Source organism: Frigoribacterium sp. UYMn621 (assembly GCF_040549525.1).
In the GTDB taxonomy this organism is placed as follows: domain Bacteria; phylum Actinomycetota; class Actinomycetes; order Actinomycetales; family Microbacteriaceae; genus Lacisediminihabitans.
Genome location: NZ_JBEPTM010000021.1, coordinates 1 through 21,019, shown reverse-complemented (window position 1 = coordinate 21,019; position 21,019 = coordinate 1). Strand labels below are relative to the sequence as shown.

Below are 21,019 nucleotides of genomic sequence, written 5' to 3'. Positions count from 1 at the left end.
ACACCGGAAGCGAGGTGACCGAACCAGAACTGGCCCTCAGCGCATAATCCTTAGCTCGAAGGAAAACCGGCTACACCACTACCTGGGACTTGACCATCACCGCAGGCCGGAAGCTCTCCCTGCTGGGGATTTGACAGTGGGTTGCCCTGCGTCAGTTCTCCCACGGGTGCATCCCATTGAGATTGGCGAGCTTTCCGATGGTGCGACATCTCTCCGCTCAGCCGGTGGGCGCCTCCCCCGGTCTGCTCACTGTTTTCCGCTGATTATCGGCGAGAGGGACTTCCGGCCGTAAAGAAAGGACGAGTCCGGTTTCGGAAAGTCCGTTCCACGATAGGCGGGGTCGCTATCCAGGGATTTCATGGCGGTTCGGAAGATGTTGAATTTCGTGTTGTAGCCGTTTGTCCCAGCGACGGTGATTTTGCGAAGATTCTGATGCCCCGTGGTGTTTCCCACCCACACGGCGAGAGAGACTTTCGTGGTTGTCGCGATGAGCCAGTTCTGATCCGCGACGTCGGTCGTTCCGGTCTTCCCGACGAGGGGAACGCCGTCGCGCGGATTTCCCTGGGTTCCGGTTCCTCGCTGCATCACGGCAGCCAGCGCGTAGGCGACGGCACTGTCGATCTGCGGCGAGAGAGCGCGCGTGCAGTGGGGAGCCTGGCCCGGGAGGGCCACTCCGCTCGGATCCACGATCCGGTCCACGATCACAGGCTGACAATAAAGTCCGCCCGACCCGATTGTCGCGATCGCTCCAGCCATAGTGAGCGGAGCGATCTGGTTCACCCCGAGCACCGACGAGGGGTTCACCACGAGGGGATTCCCGTCGGCGCGGTGCACGCCCATCGCTCGCGCGACATCTCGGATGTCGCAGAGGTCCAATTGCTGGGCCATTGTCACGAAGGCGGCATTGACAGAGTTTTGAGTGGCGGCGATGACGCTCATCGGGCCACCTTCCTCCGGCGAGTCATTGCGCGGGGAATAGGTTCCGACAAAGGGAGACGAGCAGGAGGCCGAGAAACTCGATTGCGTGAAGGTGCGGGACGTTCCGTTGACCACTTCGTTCAGGCTGTGACCATTCTGCAGCCAGTCGGCGAGAGTGAAGATCTTGTAGGTGGATCCAGTTTGAAATCCGGATGATCCGCCGAAGTTCCGGTCTGTATTGAAATTGATTGCCGTCGTCGTCGGGCCACCGCCAGGGCCCGAGTTGTCAAACCTCTTGTTCTGCGTCATAACGAGGATGCGACCACTCCCGGGTTGGATCGATACGGCCGAAGCACCGAGGTCGAACCGCGACTCTGTGGCGGGAGCATCGGCGAGAACGGCGGCCCGGGCCACATCCTGCTGGGCAAGGTCGATGCTGGTGTAGATCTGGTAGCCCCCACGCTCCCATCGGCGGGTGCGATCTGCCGCCGAGGTGCCGAGGCTGCTGAGGGTAGGGACAAGTCGCTGGACGTAGTCACATGCCCATTTCGCGTCCGATGCGTAGAGGCACCCACTGTTGACCGTGCTCAATTTGACCTCGTCCGCAATGGGGGTGGCCAGCGCCGCGGTGAGTTGTGCCTGGGATATGTACTTCTGGGTGTGCATGTCCCGAAGTATCTCGTCACGGCGCACTTTATTGGCCGGATAGTCCTTCTCGGTCGCGAGATTCTGAAATGACGGTTGCTGCACGATCGCGATCAGACTTGCTGCTTGGGCGAGACTGACGTGATTTGCGTCCACGCTGAAGTACTGACGTGAAGCAGCTTGCACCCCATAGGTATTGCCCCCGAATCCCGTGATGTTCAGGTAGCCCAAGAGGATCTCCTGTTTGCTGTATTTCTTGTCCAGGCCGATGGCCAGCTTCACCTCCCTGATCTTGCGCGAGAGCGTGTCAGTGATCGCGGCGTGGTAAGCCGCCTTCCGGGCAGTGGCGTCAGGAATCTGCAGGGACTGCTGAACGAGGATGTTCTTCACCAATTGCATGTCGAGAGTCGAACTGCCGCTGGTGATCGCGCCGTGCACGACATTGCCGATGGTCGCTCGCACGACGGAGGGCACGTCGACTCCGCCGTGCTGGTAGAACCGACGATCCTCTCCCGCGACCGCAGCATCTTTGAGATACGTAGACACGGAACCCCACGCGACATCCTCGCGGTTCTGGTTGTAGATCGTCGCGATCAGGGACGGTGCTCCTGCGCGGGTCGCGTAAATCGAATTCGCTTGGGAGAGCTTGCCCAATTGGATGTACGAGGGCAGGTTGTTGAAAAAGTTGATCCCCTGGTCGGCGACACTGCTCGTCACAGCCAGGAAAGGAACCATCATCGTAACGATGAGAGCCGCCGCGAGGACGCTGAACAGAGTCATTCCCGCCAGGGCGGAGAGCAGGTCCCCCTGAGTCGGCTTCTGCGCGCTGTCCGTCATGACTCGGTCGCTATGAATCCAGTGCGGCTCCGCCCTCGAGGGAAGGGGCGCAACTTCGACCTCGAGGCGTTCGAACGACAAGTCATTCCGTCATCTTGCGCAGGTGAACCTGAGAGGCAATCGCAAAAATCACGGATCCGGCGAAGCGGATTCTGAGAACGTTCAGATGGTTCGACGGCGCAGGGGAAGCGATCGGAAGGGTCGCTTCTCGAACTCGTGGACTACGTGCGCACGGTGCGGCTGCCGGAGTGGCGAATGCCAGTCCTTTGACCGCCACGCTCAGTTCTTCAAACGGTGCCGCACCCCCATCGGCTCCGCACAGCGGCAGGTCACTTTCCGAAGAGGAAGGCGCGAGCGCTCGGCCGCGGCAGCTCGACAGCACCATGGCAGACACAGCCCGTTTCTTCATGCCCCTCTCGGTCGACAGCGATGCGCTAGCTCCTAGCGTGCTAGCGAGTCCGTGAGGACGTCGGTCTTAGCGGGACGCTGAGGGTGATCGTCGACCCGATTCCGGGCGTGGACACGATGGCTACTCGACCGCGATGTGCTTGCGCGATTCTCTCGACCAATGCAAGCCCCAGGCCGTGGCCCGGGGCACTCGAGGCGGCCGTGGCCCGCCAGAATCGGTCGAATGCGTGTTGTATCTCGTGCGGGGTCATACCGCTCCCCGTATCCGTCACCGAAAAAATCGCGCTTTCGGAGTTGTTCGTTGCGACTACGGTGACACTCCCGCCCGTGGGAGTGAACTTCAATGCGTTGTCGAGGAGATTCGCGAGTGCCCGAACCAGCAAGGGGGGAATCCCGCTGATCAACTCTGGTGCATCACTATGGACGGTGACTCTATCGGTCATAGTGGCAGTTCCCACAGTCGTCATAGCGCTGCGCACCACCTCGTCGCCAGAAACAGCCTGGAGACGCGATTCGAATTCGTTGCTCGAGTCCTGTGCGAGCAAGAGCAGATCTTCGGTGAGTTGCACCATATCCTGTGTGGCCTCCAGCGCGGTCGAGATCGCGCGACGATAGTCCTTCTCAGACCGTCGGCGAGATAGGGCCAATTCCAGCTCGCCGCGAATAACACTCAGGGGACTTCTCAATTCGTGGGAGGCATCGTCGACGAACTGTTGCTGTCGTTCATAGCTTTGACGCAGAGGGCGCAGTGCGGTTCTTGCCATCCAATAGCTCGTAAACGGCACGACAACACACAACATCCCGAAACCGGCAATGAGGGCAATGCGCAAGTGCAGGAAGCCCAGTTCTGCTGCCCCGAGTGCGCCCGCGCCATCTTGGCTTGCGGCATCGAAGTCGAACGTGCCCGTAACGAACAAGTAGATCCCGATCGCCAAGGCGCCGAACAAAATAAGCTGAATAACGGTGTAGACGATGGTGAGTCGGCGGAGCGTTGAGGCGAAAATCATTCAGCGCTCGAATCATCCGAGCTGGAGATGAGATATCCGGCGCCCCGTCGAGTCTGGATGATGTCGACTTCGCCGGGAAGGGTCAGTTTCTTCCTGAGGTATCGGATGTAGGTCTGGACCACATTGCTGAAACCGTCGTAGTTGCTATCCCAGGCATGATCTATCAGTTCACTCGAACTGATGATGGTGTTCGGATTGCGCATCAGATACTCAAGGACTGCGTATTCCTTCGCCGTGAGTGGAATGCTTCTTCCAGCGCGATGCGCGATTCGGGTCGCGGGGTCGAGACTGACGCCCTGCGCGGTGAGCATTGGCAGATGTGCACGCGGCGATCGACGAAGCAATGCCCTCACCCGTGCGGTCAGCTCGGCGAGGTGGAACGGCTTGATGAGGTAGTCGTCGGCCCCCGCATCAAGGGCGTCCACCTTGGAGTGGAGAGAGTCCAACGCGGTCAACATGAGCACCGGGGTATGGGGATTGAGCTGCCGAATCCGGCGGCATACGTCGATTCCGCCTCTCGCACGTCCGGGCAACATGAGGTCCAGCACCACAAGGTCGTAGGTTTCTATTTCTACGGCTTCGATGGCAGCCGGCGCGGTGACAGCCACGTCGACCGCATATCCGGACTCAGTAAGGGTCCGCCGAACGATGTCGGCGATGCGGCTGTCGTCTTCGACGACTAGCAGCTTCACGATCGACTGTCTTTCATGAAATACCTCGTGGATTGCTCTTTGTCTCGACGGTACTACGCGGCGGCTCTCCCTCGAGGGCGAGCCGCCAACGCAGCGGGCTGCAACTAGCCCCCAACGACCTCGCCGGTTCCTTTGCCCTTCACCGCGGTGCCCTTGGCCACAGCAACGCCCTTGGCGCTTACTTCCACGGCAAAGTCAACCTGGTTGGTCGAACTTCGGTACAGGCTGAATTTGTTCTCGGCGTAGTGATTAGGGCCGGCCTGATTGTCAAAGAACACGGTTGCCGAGGCGCCCGCGGCAACGGTAAGCCCCGTAAGCGGAACGTAATACGACTCAGATTGTTTCGTCGTGGCGTCCGTCATCGTGTAATAGATTTCGAAGCCTGAAAGCGTGTTCGCCGATGAATTCTTCACGGTGACCTGCAGCCGATCGGCAATGGGTTTCTTCGTGGCCGGATCGACGTTGTTCTCTGCCATCGCGCTCACAATCGACAAGCCGGGGGCCGTGCTCGCATTTACGATCGGATTTGTCGAAACGGGCAGGACGGTCGCTGCGCCTCCGACACTTGGTGAGGCAGACCCGCCCGGTGCTGATGCAGGCGGATTGGTTCCGTGCCCAAGGACGCTGATTCCGATGACGACGGCGACGGCGACGATTGTCGCTGCGATGATGATCTTCCACTTCATGATTACTTCCTTTGCAGAGTGCGCCTGGTCGTTGCGACCATGGCGAAGAGAACGGACGCGAAGGTCGCGGCCGCGAGGGTGATGGCGTAGGGAAAAAGGTCACCCCAGATGAATGACAACGGCTGTTGGTTGTACTGAGTCTTGATTCCGAGAAAGCCAAACGACAAACGTTCGAAATGCTTCTCAATCGACGCGACCTCGATGCCGTTTCGAACGGCGTCGAACGAGGCAAAGTGGGACATCACCGTCAGCTCGTCTGCCTTCTTGATCTGCAGGGAGGCGAACAGCCCGCCAGGAACCTGGTTGTCAGGATCCATGGTGTCGCCAATCTGGGGCATGATCAGCACGACCACGAGCCAGATCACGAGTCCGACAATGAGCCCCGTGCTGAGCTGCCGGGCGAGCACGGTTAGACCGACGGAGAGTGCGCTCCAGAACACGAGATAGATCCACGCGGCAGCGGATGCGATCACGATACGAATCAGATCATGACTGCTGAGGGAAGCACCCCCAACGGTGGCAATCGCCATCGTCGACACGACGGTAAGAAACGCAACGACGGCAAGCCACAGCACAGCGAGCCCCAGCAGCTTGCCGCCGACCAGGGAGAACCGGCCGAGTGGACGAGTGAGGATGAGGTCGAGAGTGCCGCGGTACTTTTCTTTGGCAATCGTCCCGTAACCGAGCACTACGGCGAACAGCGCCCCCAGAATCTCGATGTACTCGATGCCCCCACGGAGCAACTGCATTGGAAAAAGCTGGGGAGCTGCCGGGACGACCGCGCTACCGGCACTCACCAGCTGCTGCACGTACAGGTTGTAAGCATCGAGCTGGACCTTGAAGTCCGCAGCCCCGATCACCACCGAGATGACGACAGCGAAACTGAGGAAGCCGACCAGAATCGCCAGAAGTGGATCGCGCCGAAGGTCCAACAATTCCTTCGACGAGATCGTGAACAGGTTAGTCATTGAGAGCGCTCCTCAGCCTCTTGCGCGGCGTCGCCACCACGAGGAGTGTCATCACGGCGAGAAATGTGACGAGCACGATGATGGGCCCCTCCGGACTGCCCGTCACCGAGCTGTCTTGCAGCACGATGCCGGCCGCGCGCTTGAACTGCTCGGTCACGGCGAGAGGGCCAGTGACCACATTGATGACGTCGAAGATCCCTCCGCTGGGAGGCGGTATGGAGGGCACCGGATTCAGCAAGGCCACGGGTCGCGCCGCCGTCCCGAGCTGCGGGAGCACGAACGCGATGACGCTCCACGCCACGAACGGAGCCAGCAGCGCCGTCGTCTCTTTCTTGCTGTACGTACCAGTGAGCATCCCGAGCAGGGCGAATGCGGTGAGGAGCAGCCAGGATAGCGCCGCGAACGCACCAAGTCGCAGTGTCGGGTCCGGTCCGAGGATGCCACCGGTGATGGCACTGATGCTCGCCCAACTGATGGCGGTGCTGATACCCATCACCACCGCGATGACGACGGCCAGAGCCGCGAGCTGGCCGAGCAACCGCCCGACAGTGCCAACCGGCCGGCTCAGAATCAGCGAGAAAGTCGCCGCCTTTCGATCGCGAAGTGTCGCCTGCACGCCCAGCACGATCGCCATGAGCGCGCCGATCAGGACTACGTAGATGACAGAATTGCGCGCGAAGTAGAGCGGCGAAGTCCCCGCGAACGGATTGGGGGCTGATGTGAGCCCGGCACTGCTGATCTGGGTGTAGACCGCGGTTACGGTGCTTCGCGCCGACCATCCGATGAACGCCGACACTGACACCATGCCGACGAAGACGACAAGCAGGAGCTGAGGGATGCGGGCTCGGCCGGTGCACAACAGCTCATGACGAAAGGATGCTGCGAAGCCGTTCACCGGATGGGGGTGGATTCGAGTTCGAAATAGACCGCTTCGAGCGAATCATTGCCGGGAAAGGCCTCGAGGGTTGCAGCCATGGAATCGCGGTGCACCAGACGTCCGTTTCGCAGGATTCCGATGCTCGTGCAGGTCTTCGTCACCTCGGAGAGGAGGTGCGTGTTCATAAAGATCGTCATACCGAGCTCACTATTGAGGCGGGAGATCGTGTTCCTCAATCCACGGACACCCTCGGGGTCGAGTCCTGAGGTCGGCTCATCGAGGAACAGCACAGCGGGCGAGTGGAGGATCGCCTGCGCAATACCGATCCGCTGCCGCATTCCCTTGCTGAATCCACCAATGCGGCGGTTTTCCATTCCGTCGAAATCGAGAAATGTCAGTACTTCAGAAATGCGTGCATCCGGCTTCTTCATACCCGAGAGCTGCCCGAAGAAACGGAGATTCTCGCGCACCGTCAGGTGATCGTAGAACTGCACGTTCTCCGGCAGATAGCCGATCGACCGCCGAACAGCGTGTGCCTCCGTAACCACATCGAAGCCGTTGACCAGCGCAGTGCCCGAGGTTGGCGGCAGGAGGGTGGTGAGGAGGTTTACGGTCGTTGTCTTCCCCGCGCCGTTATGCCCGAGCAACCCGAACACTTCGCCTTGGGAAATTTCAAGGGTGAGGTCGTCGAGTGCCTGCCGTGTCCCGTATGACACCGCTAACGCTTGAGTCTGAATGGCATGTGTAGTCATGTCTTCGACGCTAGGCCGACGAACGTGAGACCAGCGTGAGAGCGCATCGAACCCCCGAATACTGGCAGCAAAACTGGACGGTCACGCTGTCGGGGTATTCCGGCAGGTGACAGTGCCGCCATCGGCAAGGTACCGACGCCCCATCGGACAGGCTCGGCCTCTTCCCCTCGGACCCGCAAGGCCTGGTCCCGAGTGATGTTGCGCTGCTTCGAGACTCGGCAGCGCCGACTTATGGGCCCGTCATCGGCGGATCTGTACGATCCTTAACCAGCTTTCTAGCGACCCGAGGCGCACATTCGATTACGGCCGCCACGACGGAGACCGTCGCGATTGCCACACCGACCGCCATCAGAGGGTTGCCCCCGAGCATCGATCCCGCGAAGAGGGCAACACCTACGTGATAAGTCGTGTAGACCGTCGAGGCGAGAAGAGCGATCGGCAGATACCTCACGAATGGAAGTCGTGATGATCCTGCTGTCATCGTCACCGCGACCCGCGCCACGGGTACGAATTTTGCCGACACGAGAAAGAGAGCAGGCTTACGCACAAGACCTCGCTCTGCCCATTCGAACATTGCGACAATTCGCGGCCGCCGCATCCAGGCCCACTGTCTCGTGCCCAGTCGACTCCCGTTGGCGAAAGCGACAGCGTCCCCGGCAGTACTCGCAACGATTGCCAGCGCGAGTATCGACCATACGGGAGGTCCGTGGCCGGCAGCAGAGAGCGATGCGAGCGTGACCACTGCGGTTTCCCCCGGAACGAACGGGAAGAACCCGTCGATAAGCAACAGCGCGGCGAGCAGCACATAGGCCCACGGAGACCCGGCGAGCGCGACCAACACCTCTACGGGGTTCATTGCCCCACCCAGTGGGACGCAACGCTATTCGGTGCGGTGGGCATGATCAGCCGGGTAAGGGCTGTCCTCGATTGCGTCCGCGGCTCTATCTGCCCGGGGCCGCGGACGGTATACGACCCTCGAGTGGTAGACAAATCGAGCGAGGAAGCCGATGGCGATGAGTACGGCTTGGACGACGAGGCTGGGCATCGATGTCGCTTCCACGATCGCCCAGAGAGCGGTGGTTCGAACAACTGTCTCGGTCGCGTTGAATCCGAATGACAGTGCGAAGCGTTGTGCGGTGCTCCGACTTTCCGCCGTGAGGTCGCCAAAAATGAAACGCTCTTGAAGAAGGAAGTTCGCGACGATGGTCACGACTGCTGCGATGATCGCCGAGCTGAGGTACCAGACCCCCGCGGCCTGCAAGACGGCCATGATCACCAGATTTGCTAGCGCACCGATAGCGCCGATCACTGCGAAGCCCGAGAGCTTCCCGAATCGCAATGCCGTAAGTTGCGATAGGAAGCGTAGACCCTGCGAGAAAGTGGCTTTGGATTCGCCCGCCTGCCGCTCTGCAAAGGTGAAGGGCTCCTCGACCACTGTGAGCGACGAGCGCGCGAGAATCTCGAGAAGGATCTTGAACCCCTGAGGTTGAAGCGAACTCACCTCGACGGATTCGCGACGCACTGCGAAAAATCCGGTCATCGGATCTGAACACGACCGCAATTTAATCGGGAACATCGCTCGGGTGAGCATCTTCGCAGCCGCCGACGCGAGCGCGCGGGTCCGCCCATCGAGCCCCGCTGATGAGCCGCCCACGATGTGTCGCGAGGCAACGACGAGGTCTGCTGATTGAGCCTGGCCAGAGGTCACGAGAATCGGGATCATCTCCGGCGGGTGCTGTAGATCGCCGTCCATGACGATGACCCAGTCCCCGACGCTTTCTCGGATTCCTGCGACTACGGCGCCCGAGAGTCCGCCAATCTGCTCTGTTCGATGGATGAGCCGAACCGTGGTTCGGGCAATCACCCGGGAGATCACGAGTGGTGTGTCATCCGTCGAGTCGTCGACAAATATGATCTCCGCGTCGAACCCGCTGACCGAATCGTCGATGCGCGCGACCAGCTCCGCGATATTGGGCGCCTCATTGAACGTGGGCACGACCACGGAGATGTCCATCACGTTCCTTCCATTTCGACAGCAAACGCTCTTTGGTTCGAATTGACTTTGCGCGAAGGCCTATAAGACAAGACCAAGAAAGCCAGAAATGTTCAGTTGTCGTGCGGCGCGGACGCCGGTAAAGAGTTCGACGATAAGGGCGTTGGGAGAAGACGACCCGCATTTCTCGCCGGCACACTGCTCGAGGTGGGGAGAAATTCCGTCCAATCATGTTCCAGCCGCACAAGCTAAGCACTGGCGCGTGAGGTATTCGGGGCGAGCGACCAGCCCGGCACCCTTGACACCTGCGTGCACTACGTTCGCCGAAATACAGACGTCGATCTCATCACTAGGGTGCGCGGCCAGGGCTACCGATTGAGGGCGCAGTGAGCCGGGAAACGGACAATTCAACGCATACCGATGACTCGCACCTTCGGGCGAAGAGATCACAGACTCTCCCTGGTGCGGGACACACTCGAACGATGTGTTGATATGCCGAGAGTGTGTGACACCTCGCCGGCCGGAACCGCTATCGAACTGCGTATCCCCTCGGTTCGGGAGCAGCAGTTCGCGTCCTCCTCGGCGGTAAGGCACTGCTCGACAAAGCCGCTAGTAGTTCCTTCCCAAAAGGGTGATCCCTTGACGCTGAAAACGAATGAAATATCCGGATTGTTCTGCCGCTAGCAAACTCTTCAGCTCTGTTGAGCGAGTCACGACGAAGTGTCGCGTCGAGTCAGGATCGACGATTATCCATTCGGGTTTGGTGTCGCCAAGCGGGCGCAGCCCGAAAAGGGTCACTGTCGCGCGGGAGGTGAGTTGCGGAATGAGATTATCGGACGCGGACACTGTCGCCCCGTTCGGAATCATTGCCAGCGCTGTGTCTATCGATGCAGCCTGCGGGCTTTCCTCCCACAATTTCGGGCTGCCCAGCAGCCCCAATCGATGCGACGGTATTGCGGCACCGGTCACCACCAGTGCAACGGTGAAGAAAAGAGGCATGGCCCATCGAGCTCGCGGATACCCACGTCGTAATCGAGCAAGTCCATCGATCATTGCGGCCACGACAATCGGCATCAGGATCGCGCTGTAATGGAAGTCGGTCCCCCAGTAATTGCGATCGTCGCTGGCGAACCTCCAGAGCAGAGTGGGGACCGCTGCCAAGGCAATCGGTGAAAGCAACGCCGCGAAGCCCGTGATCGCGAAGGTGAGTACCAGAGTGCTGAGCTTCTCTCCGGCGGAGGTGAACAGCACGGTGAGTAAGGGATGTGCCGAAAGCTTCGCCCAATAGGAGTATCCTCCCCCCGCGTTCACCAGAGGAAGGAGGATCCCCACCTCGATCGCGGTCGCGGCTACGCCCAAAATGATCACTGAGATGCCCAGCCGACGAGCGCCTCGAAGAAATAGGAGAACCCCGACAACCGCCACTACGGTGACTCCGAGGTCCTCCTTCACCAGGACGAGCGGGAGCGCGAATGTCGCCGCCGCACGCACCCGACCCAGCCCGAGAGCAGACAAGGAGAAGGCAATGAGCGGGACGGCGAAGGCGACCTCGTGAAAGTCGAATCCCGCAGCTGACGCGATACCGAACGAGAAGCCGTAGACGACTCCCACGGCGACCGCAGGCCCACAACCGAGCGCTCGTTGCGCCCACATGATCAGAGGCCAGGCCCCGACTGCGAGAAGCACGGATTGAGCGACTAAGAGTGTGATCGGGTGGGGACTGAGGGCGTAGAAGGGCGCCAGCACTACCAGTATGGGGTGAAAGTGGTCTCCGAGGAGGTTATAGCCCGCCCCCTTGAGAACGACTATCGGCGGTTGGAACGAAGCGTAATTGCGAATCGCTTGCTCGAATATCCCGAGGTCCCAACCCGCCGACTGGAACGTGAGGTGGCGTCGGACTGCGAGTGCCGAATACATGGCGGTGAGTGCGATGACGAAGGCGACGGGGATGCCCCGCCCGTAAAGCCGAGCACGAAGCCGCGCCCCAACCCTTGCCAAAGACCGAGAGGCCGGCGTCCCGAAACGCCCGCCTCCCGGGCGGTTCCTACTATCGGGGCCGCTGTCCCAGACGGTGCTAATAATTGGGCCCGCGCTGATGGCTAGTGACCCTTCCTCCTCCGACACAGCTCGCCACTCCTGGCAGCTGCCTCTCCAGACTCGAGGCGGTCGGCAGTTTGAAGGTGTTCGAGGATTCGAGTTGCCATCCGCCGCGGTGCTCTCGAATGGCGAGTGCTATGACGAGCAGACCGACGCCCAGGAACAGCACGCTGGCGCCTGTGGTTGCCAGGCCGAGTCCTACGGCCAGCAAGGCGGCCATCACGACGCTGGTGACGGTCAGACCGAGGTTCAGATTCAGAATCAAGAAGCCGGCGAAGGTCTCGCCGACCGTAGTCGCGAGCAGCGCGATGAACCAGAAGATCGCGGCTACTTCGGCAACCTTGTAGAGCATGACCCGACTGATGGTCGGCAAGCCCACTTCATTGCGGGGCATCGCTGTTATTCCTTCGAGTGGTGCGGGATAAGCCGAGTAGAGGGCTTGTCGACTCAGAGTCCGTAAAGGTGTCAATCGAGCGACGTTCGCGCAGGGAGATGACGGCGACACCGGCGATGATCAACACAGCAAGGACCAGGCTCACCGGCCCGGTTCCCCACTGGAGTCCCCCGCGAGCGTGAGATACGCCCATCCAGTCTGCGAAGGACGCCCCCAGCGGGCGGGTGAGGATATATGCAAACCAGAACGCAAACACAGGGTTGAATCGGGCGAACCTGTAGCCAAGCGCAGGAACGGCGATCACTACCGCGAAGAGCACGCCGGATGCGAAGTAGCCGAGGTGCAGTGTCGTCGCCGTCATGTCGCCAGCGGCAGTTCCGAGGGCGAAAGTCGCGAGGACGGTTGCCCAGTAGAAGAACTCTCGGCGGCGTGTCGTGATGCTGTGAATCGATAGCGTCCGTTCCGTGCGGTGCCAGGCGAGGAAGACAATCGCGAGCGCAGCGGCGAAGGCGACAGTCGATACCAGATAAGGCACGCCCAACACGATATGCGTGACATCCGCAGCCATGGTGCCGAAGACACTGACCATGGCAACAGCAAACCAATAGACCCAGGGCGTGTATCGGGTCGTCGCGAACTGGACAAACAAGGCGATAGTGAAGGCGACCGCACCGATAGCCACCGCCGCTACAGGTTCGATCGACCGGACGAGGAAGTCTGAAGTGGTCTCCCCCATCCCGGTTGTCAGAACCTTGACCACCCAGAACATAAGGGTGACCTCGGGCACCTTCGCCGCTGTGAGCGAGGCGAATCGTCGAACGGTTGGGGGCGGAGAACTTCTGGTCACGCAGGACACAGTGCCGTCCGACCACTAAGAATCGCCTCAGGAATGGATGGTTACGAGGTTTCTTAGTCGGCGCCCGGTCAGAGTCGAAGCATCATGGCTCTTCCTCTCTTCTCCACGAGCCTCCTCGATCCGCAATCGCTCATTACCGAGGCCGGCGTGTGAGGACTCGCAATCGTGTGCGCGGCGATATTCGCTGAAACCGGCCTTCTCGCGGGGTCTCGGCAGCGGCTTAGAGGTATCTAGGAGAGCCCCGGAAAGACTAAGGAAACTCGAATCGTGAGGCATCGGGAGGCTGATCATGGTGTGGCTCATAGTGGGAGGCATTGGCGTCCTTATCGTCGTTGCCGCAGCCTGCGTCTGGACTGTCATCGCGCTCTTGAGCGAGGTTGGAGAGGAACAGGACTCCGCCGCCGACGAATCTGAATTCGACAGCGCCGACCAACCGAGGCGAAGGCGCAATCGTGTCTGGCGATTCTGAAGTTCCTGGGTACAGCCCGGCTGCAATCGCTTCGCTGGCTGGCAGGCGACCCGGTCAGCGCAGTGCTCTACAACCTCGTTGTGAGGCTGACGGGCGGACTGTTTGTCGGCTTCACGAATAGGTAGATGCCGCGGACCAGCAATCGGACGGCACGGCGAACGAACAAACTGTGAGGAAGCGCAGATCGGAAACGACCGCGGCTCTCGCCGCGATCGCTCCTAAGGCACTACTTTCTACTTCTCGGCTCCTCCGGCTTCATTGTTCACGTCCACCCCTTCAGGGTCGGCGTGCCCGCCATCGTTTCCGTCACTGGCTGTGGTCGACTCCGTGGTCGACTCGGCTCCTACTACCTCGGTCGAATCAGGTACCTCTACGTCTGACTTTGGCCCGGCGGGTGTGCTGGTGACTGACGTCGAGACGGGAGTTGTCGACGGTGAGGTCGAAGTGCTTGCCATCGCGGCGCTTGCTCCAACACCGGTAAGGCCCAGCACGAGCAAACTGGTGACGACGATTGTTTTCTTCTTCATTGTGTGTTCCTTAGATCAGGGGATTGGTTGACGAGCTACACACTTGCAGTACGAAGTAAGGGGCAGATAAGTCGGACTGAGAAGATGCCGACCCGATGCAGCAAGTAGGCGGGGCGCTGCTTGAATTAGTTCACCCCATCGAGCAGTACCCTCGTCGATGTAATCACTGGTCGGAGTTGTCATGAGAGTTTTGCTCGTCGAAGACGATCTCGCGATCTCCGCCGCGATCGCACGGGGGCTCGAAGCTGAGGGCTTTGTTACCGATGCCGCCCGCGATGGGGTCTCGGGGCTGTGGATGGCTCAGGAAACGGAATTCGACGTTGTGGTCCTCGACATCATGCTCCCCGGGATGAGTGGCTACGAAGTGTGTCGCCGGTTACGTCAGGTCAACACGCACGTTCCGATCCTCATGCTGACGGCGAAAGACGGGGAATTTGACGAGGCGGATGCTCTTGACCTGGGCGCCGACGACTATCTCACGAAGCCGTTCTCCTTTGTCGTGCTCCTTGCACGACTTCGCGCACTTCTTCGGCGAAACTCCGCGACCCGAGAGCCATTGCTCGGCTCAGGGGACCTGCGCTTAGATCCTTCCCGCGCGCTGTGCTGGCGAGGAAATGTAGAAATTGCACTCACCGCAAGAGAGTTCGCCTTGACGGAATTCTTGCTGCGACGAAAAGGCCACGTTGTAAGTCGAGCTGCCATCGCTGAACACGTGTGGAACGCGGATCTCGACATCGACTCGAATGTGGTCGAGGTCTATATCGGCTACTTGAGAAAGAAGCTGGATCGACCGTTTGCCGCCTCCGACATTTCAACAGTTCGGGGACTCGGCTATCGACTCGAAGATCGCCCCTTGACGGTCATAGACATCCCAAAGTGACGCAAGCTCGAGGTAGGGGATACCCATTCTCCCGCAGAAGTATCCGACTTCGGGTCACCGTAGCCACGGTGACTGTAGTCGCCCTCACCCTCGCTGCAGGAGGCGTTGTTCTCGTTCTATTGCTGCAACAGCTCTTGATTTCTGGACTCGACGACAGCCAGACTGCTCGAGCGGTCGAACTGTCCAGTCAAGCTTCCGCCGGCAACCTAAAAGGTGTCATCCCGGGACCGGCCGCCGATACGTCGCTTGCGCAAGTCATATCAGCGACCGGTGAGGTGATCGCCTCAACCGCGAACGTCTCCGGAGAGTCGCCGATCCTCTCTCGGCACCCGACCGCTCGGATCCGAACCGCACAGTCCATCACCGACTCCCCCTTGGATACAGGAGCACCTTTCCGATTGGTGGCGGAGCCAGTGAATCTTCCAGATGGTAAGGGCTGGATCTACGTTGCCTCCTCCCTTGCTCAGATCGATGCCGCCGTCAATCAGCTGCGAACGCTATTTATCGTGGCAATACCAGTCGTTGTTCTCTTCATTGGGGCTATTGCCTGGTTTGCCGTTCGCCAGTCTCTGAGGCCCGTTGAAGGTATTCGTCGCCGCGCGGCAGCGATTACGTCTGCCGATCTGTCGCAGCGCGTTCCGATTCCCTTCGGAACCGACGAGATCGCCAACCTTGCCGCGACGATGAATGACATGCTTTCGCGAATCGAACGGTCAGCAATCCGCCAGCAACAATTTGTGGGAGACGCCTCCCACGAGCTGAGGAGCCCTCTCGCCGCATTGCAGATACAAATGGACCTGGCGATTTCTACCCAGAGATCTGGCGAGAATTCGATAGCCCTGATTGAGATGCGCGAGCAGGTTGCGCGAATGACGATACTCATTGACGACCTACTGTTTCTCGCCAACAGCAACGAGCCAACCCCGATGACACTCCCCGCTCAGGTCGACTTGGATGAAATTGTTTTTGAGGAGGGCCGCCGGCTGCGGGCCTTGGGCGGCCCCTCAGTGACGACGAAGGTCTTTAACGCGATTCGCGTCCGTGGTTCGTTTCGCGACATCACGCGAATGCTGAGAAATATCGGCGACAACGCACACGACCATGCTGACTCAGCGATCGAAATCACTTTGAAGATCAATGGCGAGTTCGCCGAAATCCACGTTGTCGATGATGGCGCAGGAATCGACGAACATGACAGAGAGAGTATCTTTGCGCGTTTCAGCCGACTTGACGATGCTCGTGTGCGCGATACGAGGGGTGGAGGTAGCGGACTTGGCCTGTCGATTGCACGTCAAATTGTCGAGTCCTCCGGTGGAACCATCGCCGTCCAAAGCCGCGCGGACGAGAGTCGAGGAGCAGAATTCGTTGTTCGGCTGCCGCTGGTGCTTTAGTCCCCCCTCCACGATGTCGGTCTGATCCAATTGCAACGGAGAAATGTGCCGTGCGCGCCTTGGGTGAACGGGAATAACGGACTCCTCAATTCGGGATGCATCAGCCGGCATCTCCCCCTGATCGAAAGGGCGCGGTCAGCGGCTAAGGGCCGTGACAATCGCGACGGCATCTGACCAGAATGGGGTGTAATGGTTCGGATCTGCATTGACCTGAACTCTGTGAGCGGCCTCGGTCGGCGATAGTGTCTTCCAACCAGGCACACGGACCAGCGCGGCGAAAAAATTGCGCGCCGATGTATAGGGGTCCATCCGCTGGGCCAACGTGCCCCAGGCTCCGTTGGCACGCTGCTGGAAGAGCCCTCTACTGTCCGGACCCGCCGAATCCCCGTGCGAGAGGTTTTGAAGACCGGATTCTCCCAAAGCCGTCATGACCCCGATGGCCTGAGTATGGGTACCGATGCCGAACGATCGAGCTGCGTTGATGATATGAGCTGCGTTGACGAGCCTGTCCTGGCATAGCCCCATCACCGGACCAGCGGGAACCGAAATGGTCCCCACGATCATCGGAGCCGCTGGAGGACAGGAAATTGCGATCTTCTGCACCGGCGGGGGCTTCGCGGCCGGATGGGAGCCCACAAATAAAATAGCGGTCGCGACTGCGAGCGCGAGTAGCAGTGCGCCAACCGTGGTGGCGATTTTGAACAGCGGGTTCTCCTTCTGTTGGGTCCACCACGCTAGGGCTCCGCCGGCCAGAATCCGCTAAGAAGTCGGCCTGCGTTGGGGACTACCTCTCTCATCGCTCCGCCGACCGGACGAGATGGCTGATAAGTAGGACCCGGTGAGAAACTCGCTCCCAGCGGAACTTTGTGGCCGGCCGCGAAAATTCTCACGGACCGAAAAGCAATGACAACGCGAACGCTGTCGAGTCCGTCTGGGTGAGGGTCACAGAAGAACAGACGCTCGGGGGATGCGCTCAATGAGTTCAAAGCCGAGGGACTCGGCATCCACCCGGCTCTCGAAGCCGTAGGGTCCGAAATATATGTCTGGACATCCGACGCAAAGGGAACTCGCCGCATACGTGCCCATCACGTGCTCTGCATTCGTTACTGACGTGATCGAGTCGGGGCGTAAGGCCAGGCTCGGGAGACCGAAATATGAACGATGCTTGCACCACCGAGGCATTGCGCTGGACGCGCACCGATCACGGCTAAGCGGGACTCACCCGCCCGTCTCGGAGCGGTCCGAAGCCGAGAGCCGCACAGGTGCCGACGCGCGATGACGTCCAGCTGATTCTCTCCCAGGCAGGACAGCTGCGGTGCTGCAAGAACCCATACTGGGGACCTTCTGCCCTGTACTGCGAGAGGCCTGAGTCGGAAACTGATATTGCCGTGTATTGGACGCGGATTCGAGCGACGCAAGAATGAGGCAACAGGATGATGTGGGGCAACTACGGAATGGGCGGCTGGTCCTGGGGCTTTGGCGCTTTGGTCGTGATCGGCGTGGTGATCCTGATCGTCGTTCTCCTTCGCCGGCAGACCCCTCCTCGAGTCGAGGCTTCGCCGACCCCTCCGATGGCTGCGGCGAGCACCGCTACGCCGAAGCAGATTCTGGATGAGCGCTATGCCAAGGGAGAGCTGACCACCGAGGAATACCGAGAGCGCATCGCCGCTCTCGGCCTCGATACCTGATGGAGCCGCTGAGTAGACGTTCCGCCCTCGCTTGGGGCGGCGTGGGAGCCACGTTCGCGATTGTCGGCAGCGCAGGGTTGGTGTGGGACTGGACGACACATTCAGGATCGCCTGCCCCATCCGTGAGCGGCAGTAAGCTCACGCAACCGAAAGTCCTCCGAAGCGCAAATGGCGTTCTCGACGTGAGTCTCACCGCGAGTCAGTCACCGGTGAGCATCGGAGGCACGACGGTCAATGCGCTCACCTATGGCGGCTCGCTTCCTGGCCCCACCCTCCTGGTGAATCCGGGAGACACCGTGCGAGTGTCGATAACCAATCGGCTGGATGATCCGACCAATCTGCACACTCACGGACTTCACGTATCGCCGGACGGATCGAGCGACAACGTCTTTCGCCGAATCGAACCGGGCGCGACGGCGGACTACCGCTACGAGATCCCGCGGGATCATCCGCCCGGGGTGTTCTGGTATCACCCGCACCATCACGGGATGGCAGCCGAACAGGTCTTCGGTGGCCTTTACGGTGCGATCATCGTCGAGGACCCAACACCGATCCCGGCGACGACCGAGCCTGTTCTCATCGTCTCAGACATGACCTTCGACTCCTCCGGCACGATCGCGACCGCATCCCAGATGGACCGGATGCGCGGACGCGAAGGGTCCACCGTTCTACTGAATGGGCAGCTCGACGCGACTATGACAGCGCACCCTGGCGACCGAGAACGCTGGAGGATCGTCAACGCCTGCACTTCGCGATATCTCGACCTTCGACTCGACGGCCAGTCGCTGCAGCTTCTCGGCAATGACTCTGGCCGGTTCGAGAAGCCGCGCACGGTGACTGCTCTCACCCTGATGCCCGGGAACCGTGCCGATGTCCTCGTGACGATGGCCGCGGGCACCTCTGTGTTGCAGGCGTTGCCCATGGATCGCGGGACCCCGGCGGGAATGAGGGGAGGTGCCGCGCAGTCCACCGGCACGGTGAGGCTTGCCACGCTGCACGTCTCGGGCGCGACAGGTTCTCCCCTGCCGAGCCCGCCAGACTCCTCACCCCGCGACCTCCGCTCCGCACCCCTGGCCGGCACGCGCAGCCTCACCCTCGCCATGGGCGGATCGGGGATGGGAGGCTCCGGAATGGGGGGAATGATGGGGTTCACCATCGACGGTAGAGCCTTCGATGCGGGCCGTGTCGACCAATTGGTCAAGGCGGGGAGTGTCGAGGAGTGGACCATCATCAACACGAGCCCGATGGATCACCCCTTTCACCTGCACGTGTGGCCGATGCAGCTCATCGAGGTCGGTGGTCGCCTCTCAGAAACACCGACGTGGCAGGATGTCGTGAACGTGCCCGCGCGAAGTCGAACCCGTGTGCGAATCGCCTTCGACGACTTCACCGGCACCGCGGTTTACCACTGCCACATCCTCGATCATGAAGATAACGGGATGATGGGTGTGATTTCGGTCGCGTAGGCAGTCCCAACCGGGCGCGGTGAAGGCCCGCGAACCTCCCGCCCCATTCCGTGCATTCAGCGCTGATGGCCATGGATCCATCGATGCGGTTGCCGCTGACGAGCCGCTCAACATCGATGTCGGTCTGACCCAGCCCATCGACATCCCGATGACGCCATGCCTGCTCGGCCATCCACGACCGGGACATCCGCGTCCTGAACGCCCTCACCGGCGCCCTCATCCGCGAACTCGAGCTCAACCCCGCCATCGACTACCAACCCCAAAAACCACAAAAACCCTCCCGAAGGAGTGGCTTTCGTGAACCATGTCTCGAGACATATCTGAACGATGTCCCCGAGACATGACACGGTGGGCTGCGCTAAGAACCTCCGCCGGCCTTATGGCCGTTGGGCTCCCGCCCTGCCGTGAATAGCGACTTCCTCCGAGGGCAGTCGAATTTTCCTCCACTGGCAGACTGGAGACTCGGGCGTCCGAAGGCGAGACTCAATCTCGCGCGTCAGGCAAGACACGAACCCCCTATTCGAGGCGAGTCACGACTGTCGGGGCTGGGACCGTCAAGCGTCCACTCCGTGATAAATGCATTGTCACCGTGGTCGGAGAACCTCTACGAGGTCGATCTGCGGCCTGACGAGCCCTACGGGCGTCGTAGTGAACGACCTGGTCGGCCCGCTGCACATTGGTGGGTAGACCTAACGTCGTCGCTTCTCGACCCTTCGACCCTTCGACCCTTCGACGCATACAAGCTGTACGGCTGCGTCGCGCCCACCCTGCACGTCCTACCTCACGCCCCCACTGGCGGACCCGATCGGTCACCGAATCGAACTCTTGCAGAAACTGCACCGGTTGCCTTCGGTCGGCCGTGCCGCGCAGGGAAGTACCAAGACGACTACAGGAATGCAGCCGACTGCAGTGAACGGAGACGCTGTGGGCGAAGTCGAGATCTACCAGTCTTCGGATGGCTCCGTGAGGTTGGATGTCCGCACGGACGGTGACACGGTCTGGCTCACCAGGCAGCAGATCGGCGAACTGTTCGGCCGCGACGTGAAGACGATCGGCAAGCACGTGGCGAACGCACGACGTGAGGAACTTGCCGACGAGTCAACTGTCGCAAAATTTGCGACAGTTCAGCAAGAGGGCGATCGCGCCGTCGAGCGCAACATCGAGCACTACAACCTCGACATGGTGCTGTCGATCGGATACCGGGTGAAGTCGCCGGAAGGCATCCGCTTCCGGCGGTGGGCAAATGACGTGCTGAAACGATACGTCCTTGCCGGGGTCGCAACGAACGAGACCCGGCTCCGCGAAATCGGGACTGTTGTGCGGATGCTGGAGCGATCCGATGACGCCGAAGTGGCTACCGCACCCCCACCGAAAGTAGTGCCCCATAGAGTGGTGTAACTCCTGGTGGCCGGCTCGTCGCGAGACGTAAGCGCGGTCACCGTGTGAGACCTTCGAGAAGTTTCTTACC

Annotated in this window: 20 protein-coding genes; 5 read left to right on the top strand and 15 right to left on the bottom strand. The window is 60.5% G+C overall.

The genetic code is table 11. The annotated features are described in order from the left end of the window. Positions 1-246: 246 nt before the first annotated feature. The 14 genes from ABIB54_RS16860 to ABIB54_RS16795 form a co-directional block, all read right to left on the bottom strand. Positions 247-2,400 (bottom strand): transglycosylase domain-containing protein, encoded by a 2,154-nt coding sequence (locus tag ABIB54_RS16860; protein WP_354576688.1) that lies wholly within the window; start codon positions 2,398-2,400, stop codon positions 247-249. Between the two features lie 82 nt (positions 2,401-2,482). Next, positions 2,483-2,809, bottom strand: a complete 327-nt coding sequence (locus ABIB54_RS16855; RefSeq protein ID WP_354576687.1) for a hypothetical protein — start codon at positions 2,807-2,809, stop codon at positions 2,483-2,485. A 40-nt stretch (positions 2,810-2,849) separates the two neighbouring features. Continuing rightward, positions 2,850-3,815 (bottom strand): sensor histidine kinase, encoded by a 966-nt coding sequence (locus ABIB54_RS16850; protein ID WP_354576686.1) that lies wholly within the window; start codon positions 3,813-3,815, stop codon positions 2,850-2,852. Then, positions 3,812-4,507 (bottom strand): response regulator transcription factor, encoded by a 696-nt coding sequence (locus ABIB54_RS16845; protein WP_354576685.1) that lies wholly within the window; start codon positions 4,505-4,507, stop codon positions 3,812-3,814. The genes ABIB54_RS16850 and ABIB54_RS16845 overlap by 4 nt, the downstream gene beginning before the upstream one ends. A 104-nt stretch (positions 4,508-4,611) precedes the next feature. Beyond that, complete coding sequence (locus ABIB54_RS16840; protein ID WP_354576684.1) at positions 4,612-5,193, bottom strand: hypothetical protein; 582 nt, start codon at positions 5,191-5,193, stop codon at positions 4,612-4,614. Between the two features lie 2 nt (positions 5,194-5,195). Next, the gene (locus ABIB54_RS16835) at positions 5,196-6,161 is read right to left on the bottom strand and encodes an ABC transporter permease (protein WP_354576683.1); all 966 of its coding nucleotides are present in this window, start codon (positions 6,159-6,161) and stop codon (positions 5,196-5,198) included. Continuing rightward, positions 6,154-7,056, bottom strand: coding sequence for an ABC transporter permease (locus ABIB54_RS16830; RefSeq protein ID WP_354576682.1), 903 nt, complete (start codon positions 7,054-7,056; stop codon positions 6,154-6,156). Before ABIB54_RS16830 ends, ABIB54_RS16835 begins: the two co-directional genes overlap by 8 nt. Continuing rightward, positions 7,053-7,790, bottom strand: coding sequence for an ABC transporter ATP-binding protein (locus ABIB54_RS16825; protein WP_354576681.1), 738 nt, complete (start codon positions 7,788-7,790; stop codon positions 7,053-7,055). Before ABIB54_RS16825 ends, ABIB54_RS16830 begins: the two co-directional genes overlap by 4 nt. Positions 7,791-8,019: 229 nt before the next feature. Continuing rightward, positions 8,020-8,646: a DedA family protein gene (locus ABIB54_RS16820; protein WP_354576680.1), complete on the bottom strand. Its 627-nt coding sequence runs from the start codon at positions 8,644-8,646 to the stop codon at positions 8,020-8,022. Positions 8,647-8,670: 24 nt separating this feature from the next. Beyond that, positions 8,671-9,804 (bottom strand): glycosyltransferase, encoded by a 1,134-nt coding sequence (locus ABIB54_RS16815; protein ID WP_354576679.1) that lies wholly within the window; start codon positions 9,802-9,804, stop codon positions 8,671-8,673. Between the two features lie 588 nt (positions 9,805-10,392). Continuing rightward, positions 10,393-11,700 carry a DUF2079 domain-containing protein gene (locus tag ABIB54_RS16810; protein WP_354576678.1) on the bottom strand — a complete coding sequence of 436 codons (1,308 nt, stop codon included), beginning with the start codon at positions 11,698-11,700 and terminating at the stop codon, positions 10,393-10,395. Between the two features lie 157 nt (positions 11,701-11,857). Next, complete coding sequence (locus tag ABIB54_RS16805; protein WP_354576677.1) at positions 11,858-12,274, bottom strand: COG4705 family protein; 417 nt, start codon at positions 12,272-12,274, stop codon at positions 11,858-11,860. Next, positions 12,261-13,061: a COG4705 family protein gene (locus ABIB54_RS16800; RefSeq protein ID WP_354576676.1), complete on the bottom strand. Its 801-nt coding sequence runs from the start codon at positions 13,059-13,061 to the stop codon at positions 12,261-12,263. Before ABIB54_RS16800 ends, ABIB54_RS16805 begins: the two co-directional genes overlap by 14 nt. Positions 13,062-13,832: 771 nt before the next feature. Next, the gene (locus tag ABIB54_RS16795) at positions 13,833-14,126 is read right to left on the bottom strand and encodes a hypothetical protein (RefSeq protein ID WP_354576675.1); all 294 of its coding nucleotides are present in this window, start codon (positions 14,124-14,126) and stop codon (positions 13,833-13,835) included. A gap of 181 nt (positions 14,127-14,307) precedes the next feature. Between ABIB54_RS16795 and ABIB54_RS16790 the strand changes: the two genes are divergently transcribed. Both ABIB54_RS16790 and ABIB54_RS16785 read left to right on the top strand, forming a co-directional pair. Then, entirely contained in the window at positions 14,308-15,006 is a 699-nt protein-coding gene (locus ABIB54_RS16790; RefSeq protein WP_354576674.1) for a response regulator transcription factor, read from the top strand. Positions 15,007-15,074: 68 nt separating this feature from the next. Further along, entirely contained in the window at positions 15,075-16,397 is a 1,323-nt protein-coding gene (locus ABIB54_RS16785) for a sensor histidine kinase (protein ID WP_354576673.1), read from the top strand. A gap of 135 nt (positions 16,398-16,532) precedes the next feature. Here ABIB54_RS16785 and ABIB54_RS16780 read toward each other — a convergent pair whose 3' ends face one another. Then, a complete protein-coding gene (locus tag ABIB54_RS16780; protein ID WP_354576672.1) occupies positions 16,533-17,000 on the bottom strand; it encodes a hypothetical protein in 468 nt (155 codons plus the stop codon). 830 nt (positions 17,001-17,830) lie between these two features. Between ABIB54_RS16780 and ABIB54_RS16775 the strand changes: the two genes are divergently transcribed. The 3 genes from ABIB54_RS16775 to ABIB54_RS16765 all read left to right on the top strand — a co-directional run bounded on the left by ABIB54_RS16775 (position 17,831) and on the right by ABIB54_RS16765 (position 20,949). Beyond that, a complete protein-coding gene (locus tag ABIB54_RS16775; protein ID WP_354576671.1) occupies positions 17,831-18,085 on the top strand; it encodes an SHOCT domain-containing protein in 255 nt (84 codons plus the stop codon). A gap of 122 nt (positions 18,086-18,207) precedes the next feature. Further along, a complete protein-coding gene (locus ABIB54_RS16770; RefSeq protein WP_354576670.1) occupies positions 18,208-19,551 on the top strand; it encodes a multicopper oxidase family protein in 1,344 nt (447 codons plus the stop codon). A gap of 894 nt (positions 19,552-20,445) precedes the next feature. Beyond that, positions 20,446-20,949: a virulence RhuM family protein gene (locus tag ABIB54_RS16765; RefSeq protein WP_354576669.1), complete on the top strand. Its 504-nt coding sequence runs from the start codon at positions 20,446-20,448 to the stop codon at positions 20,947-20,949. Positions 20,950-21,019: the final 70 nt, after the last annotated feature.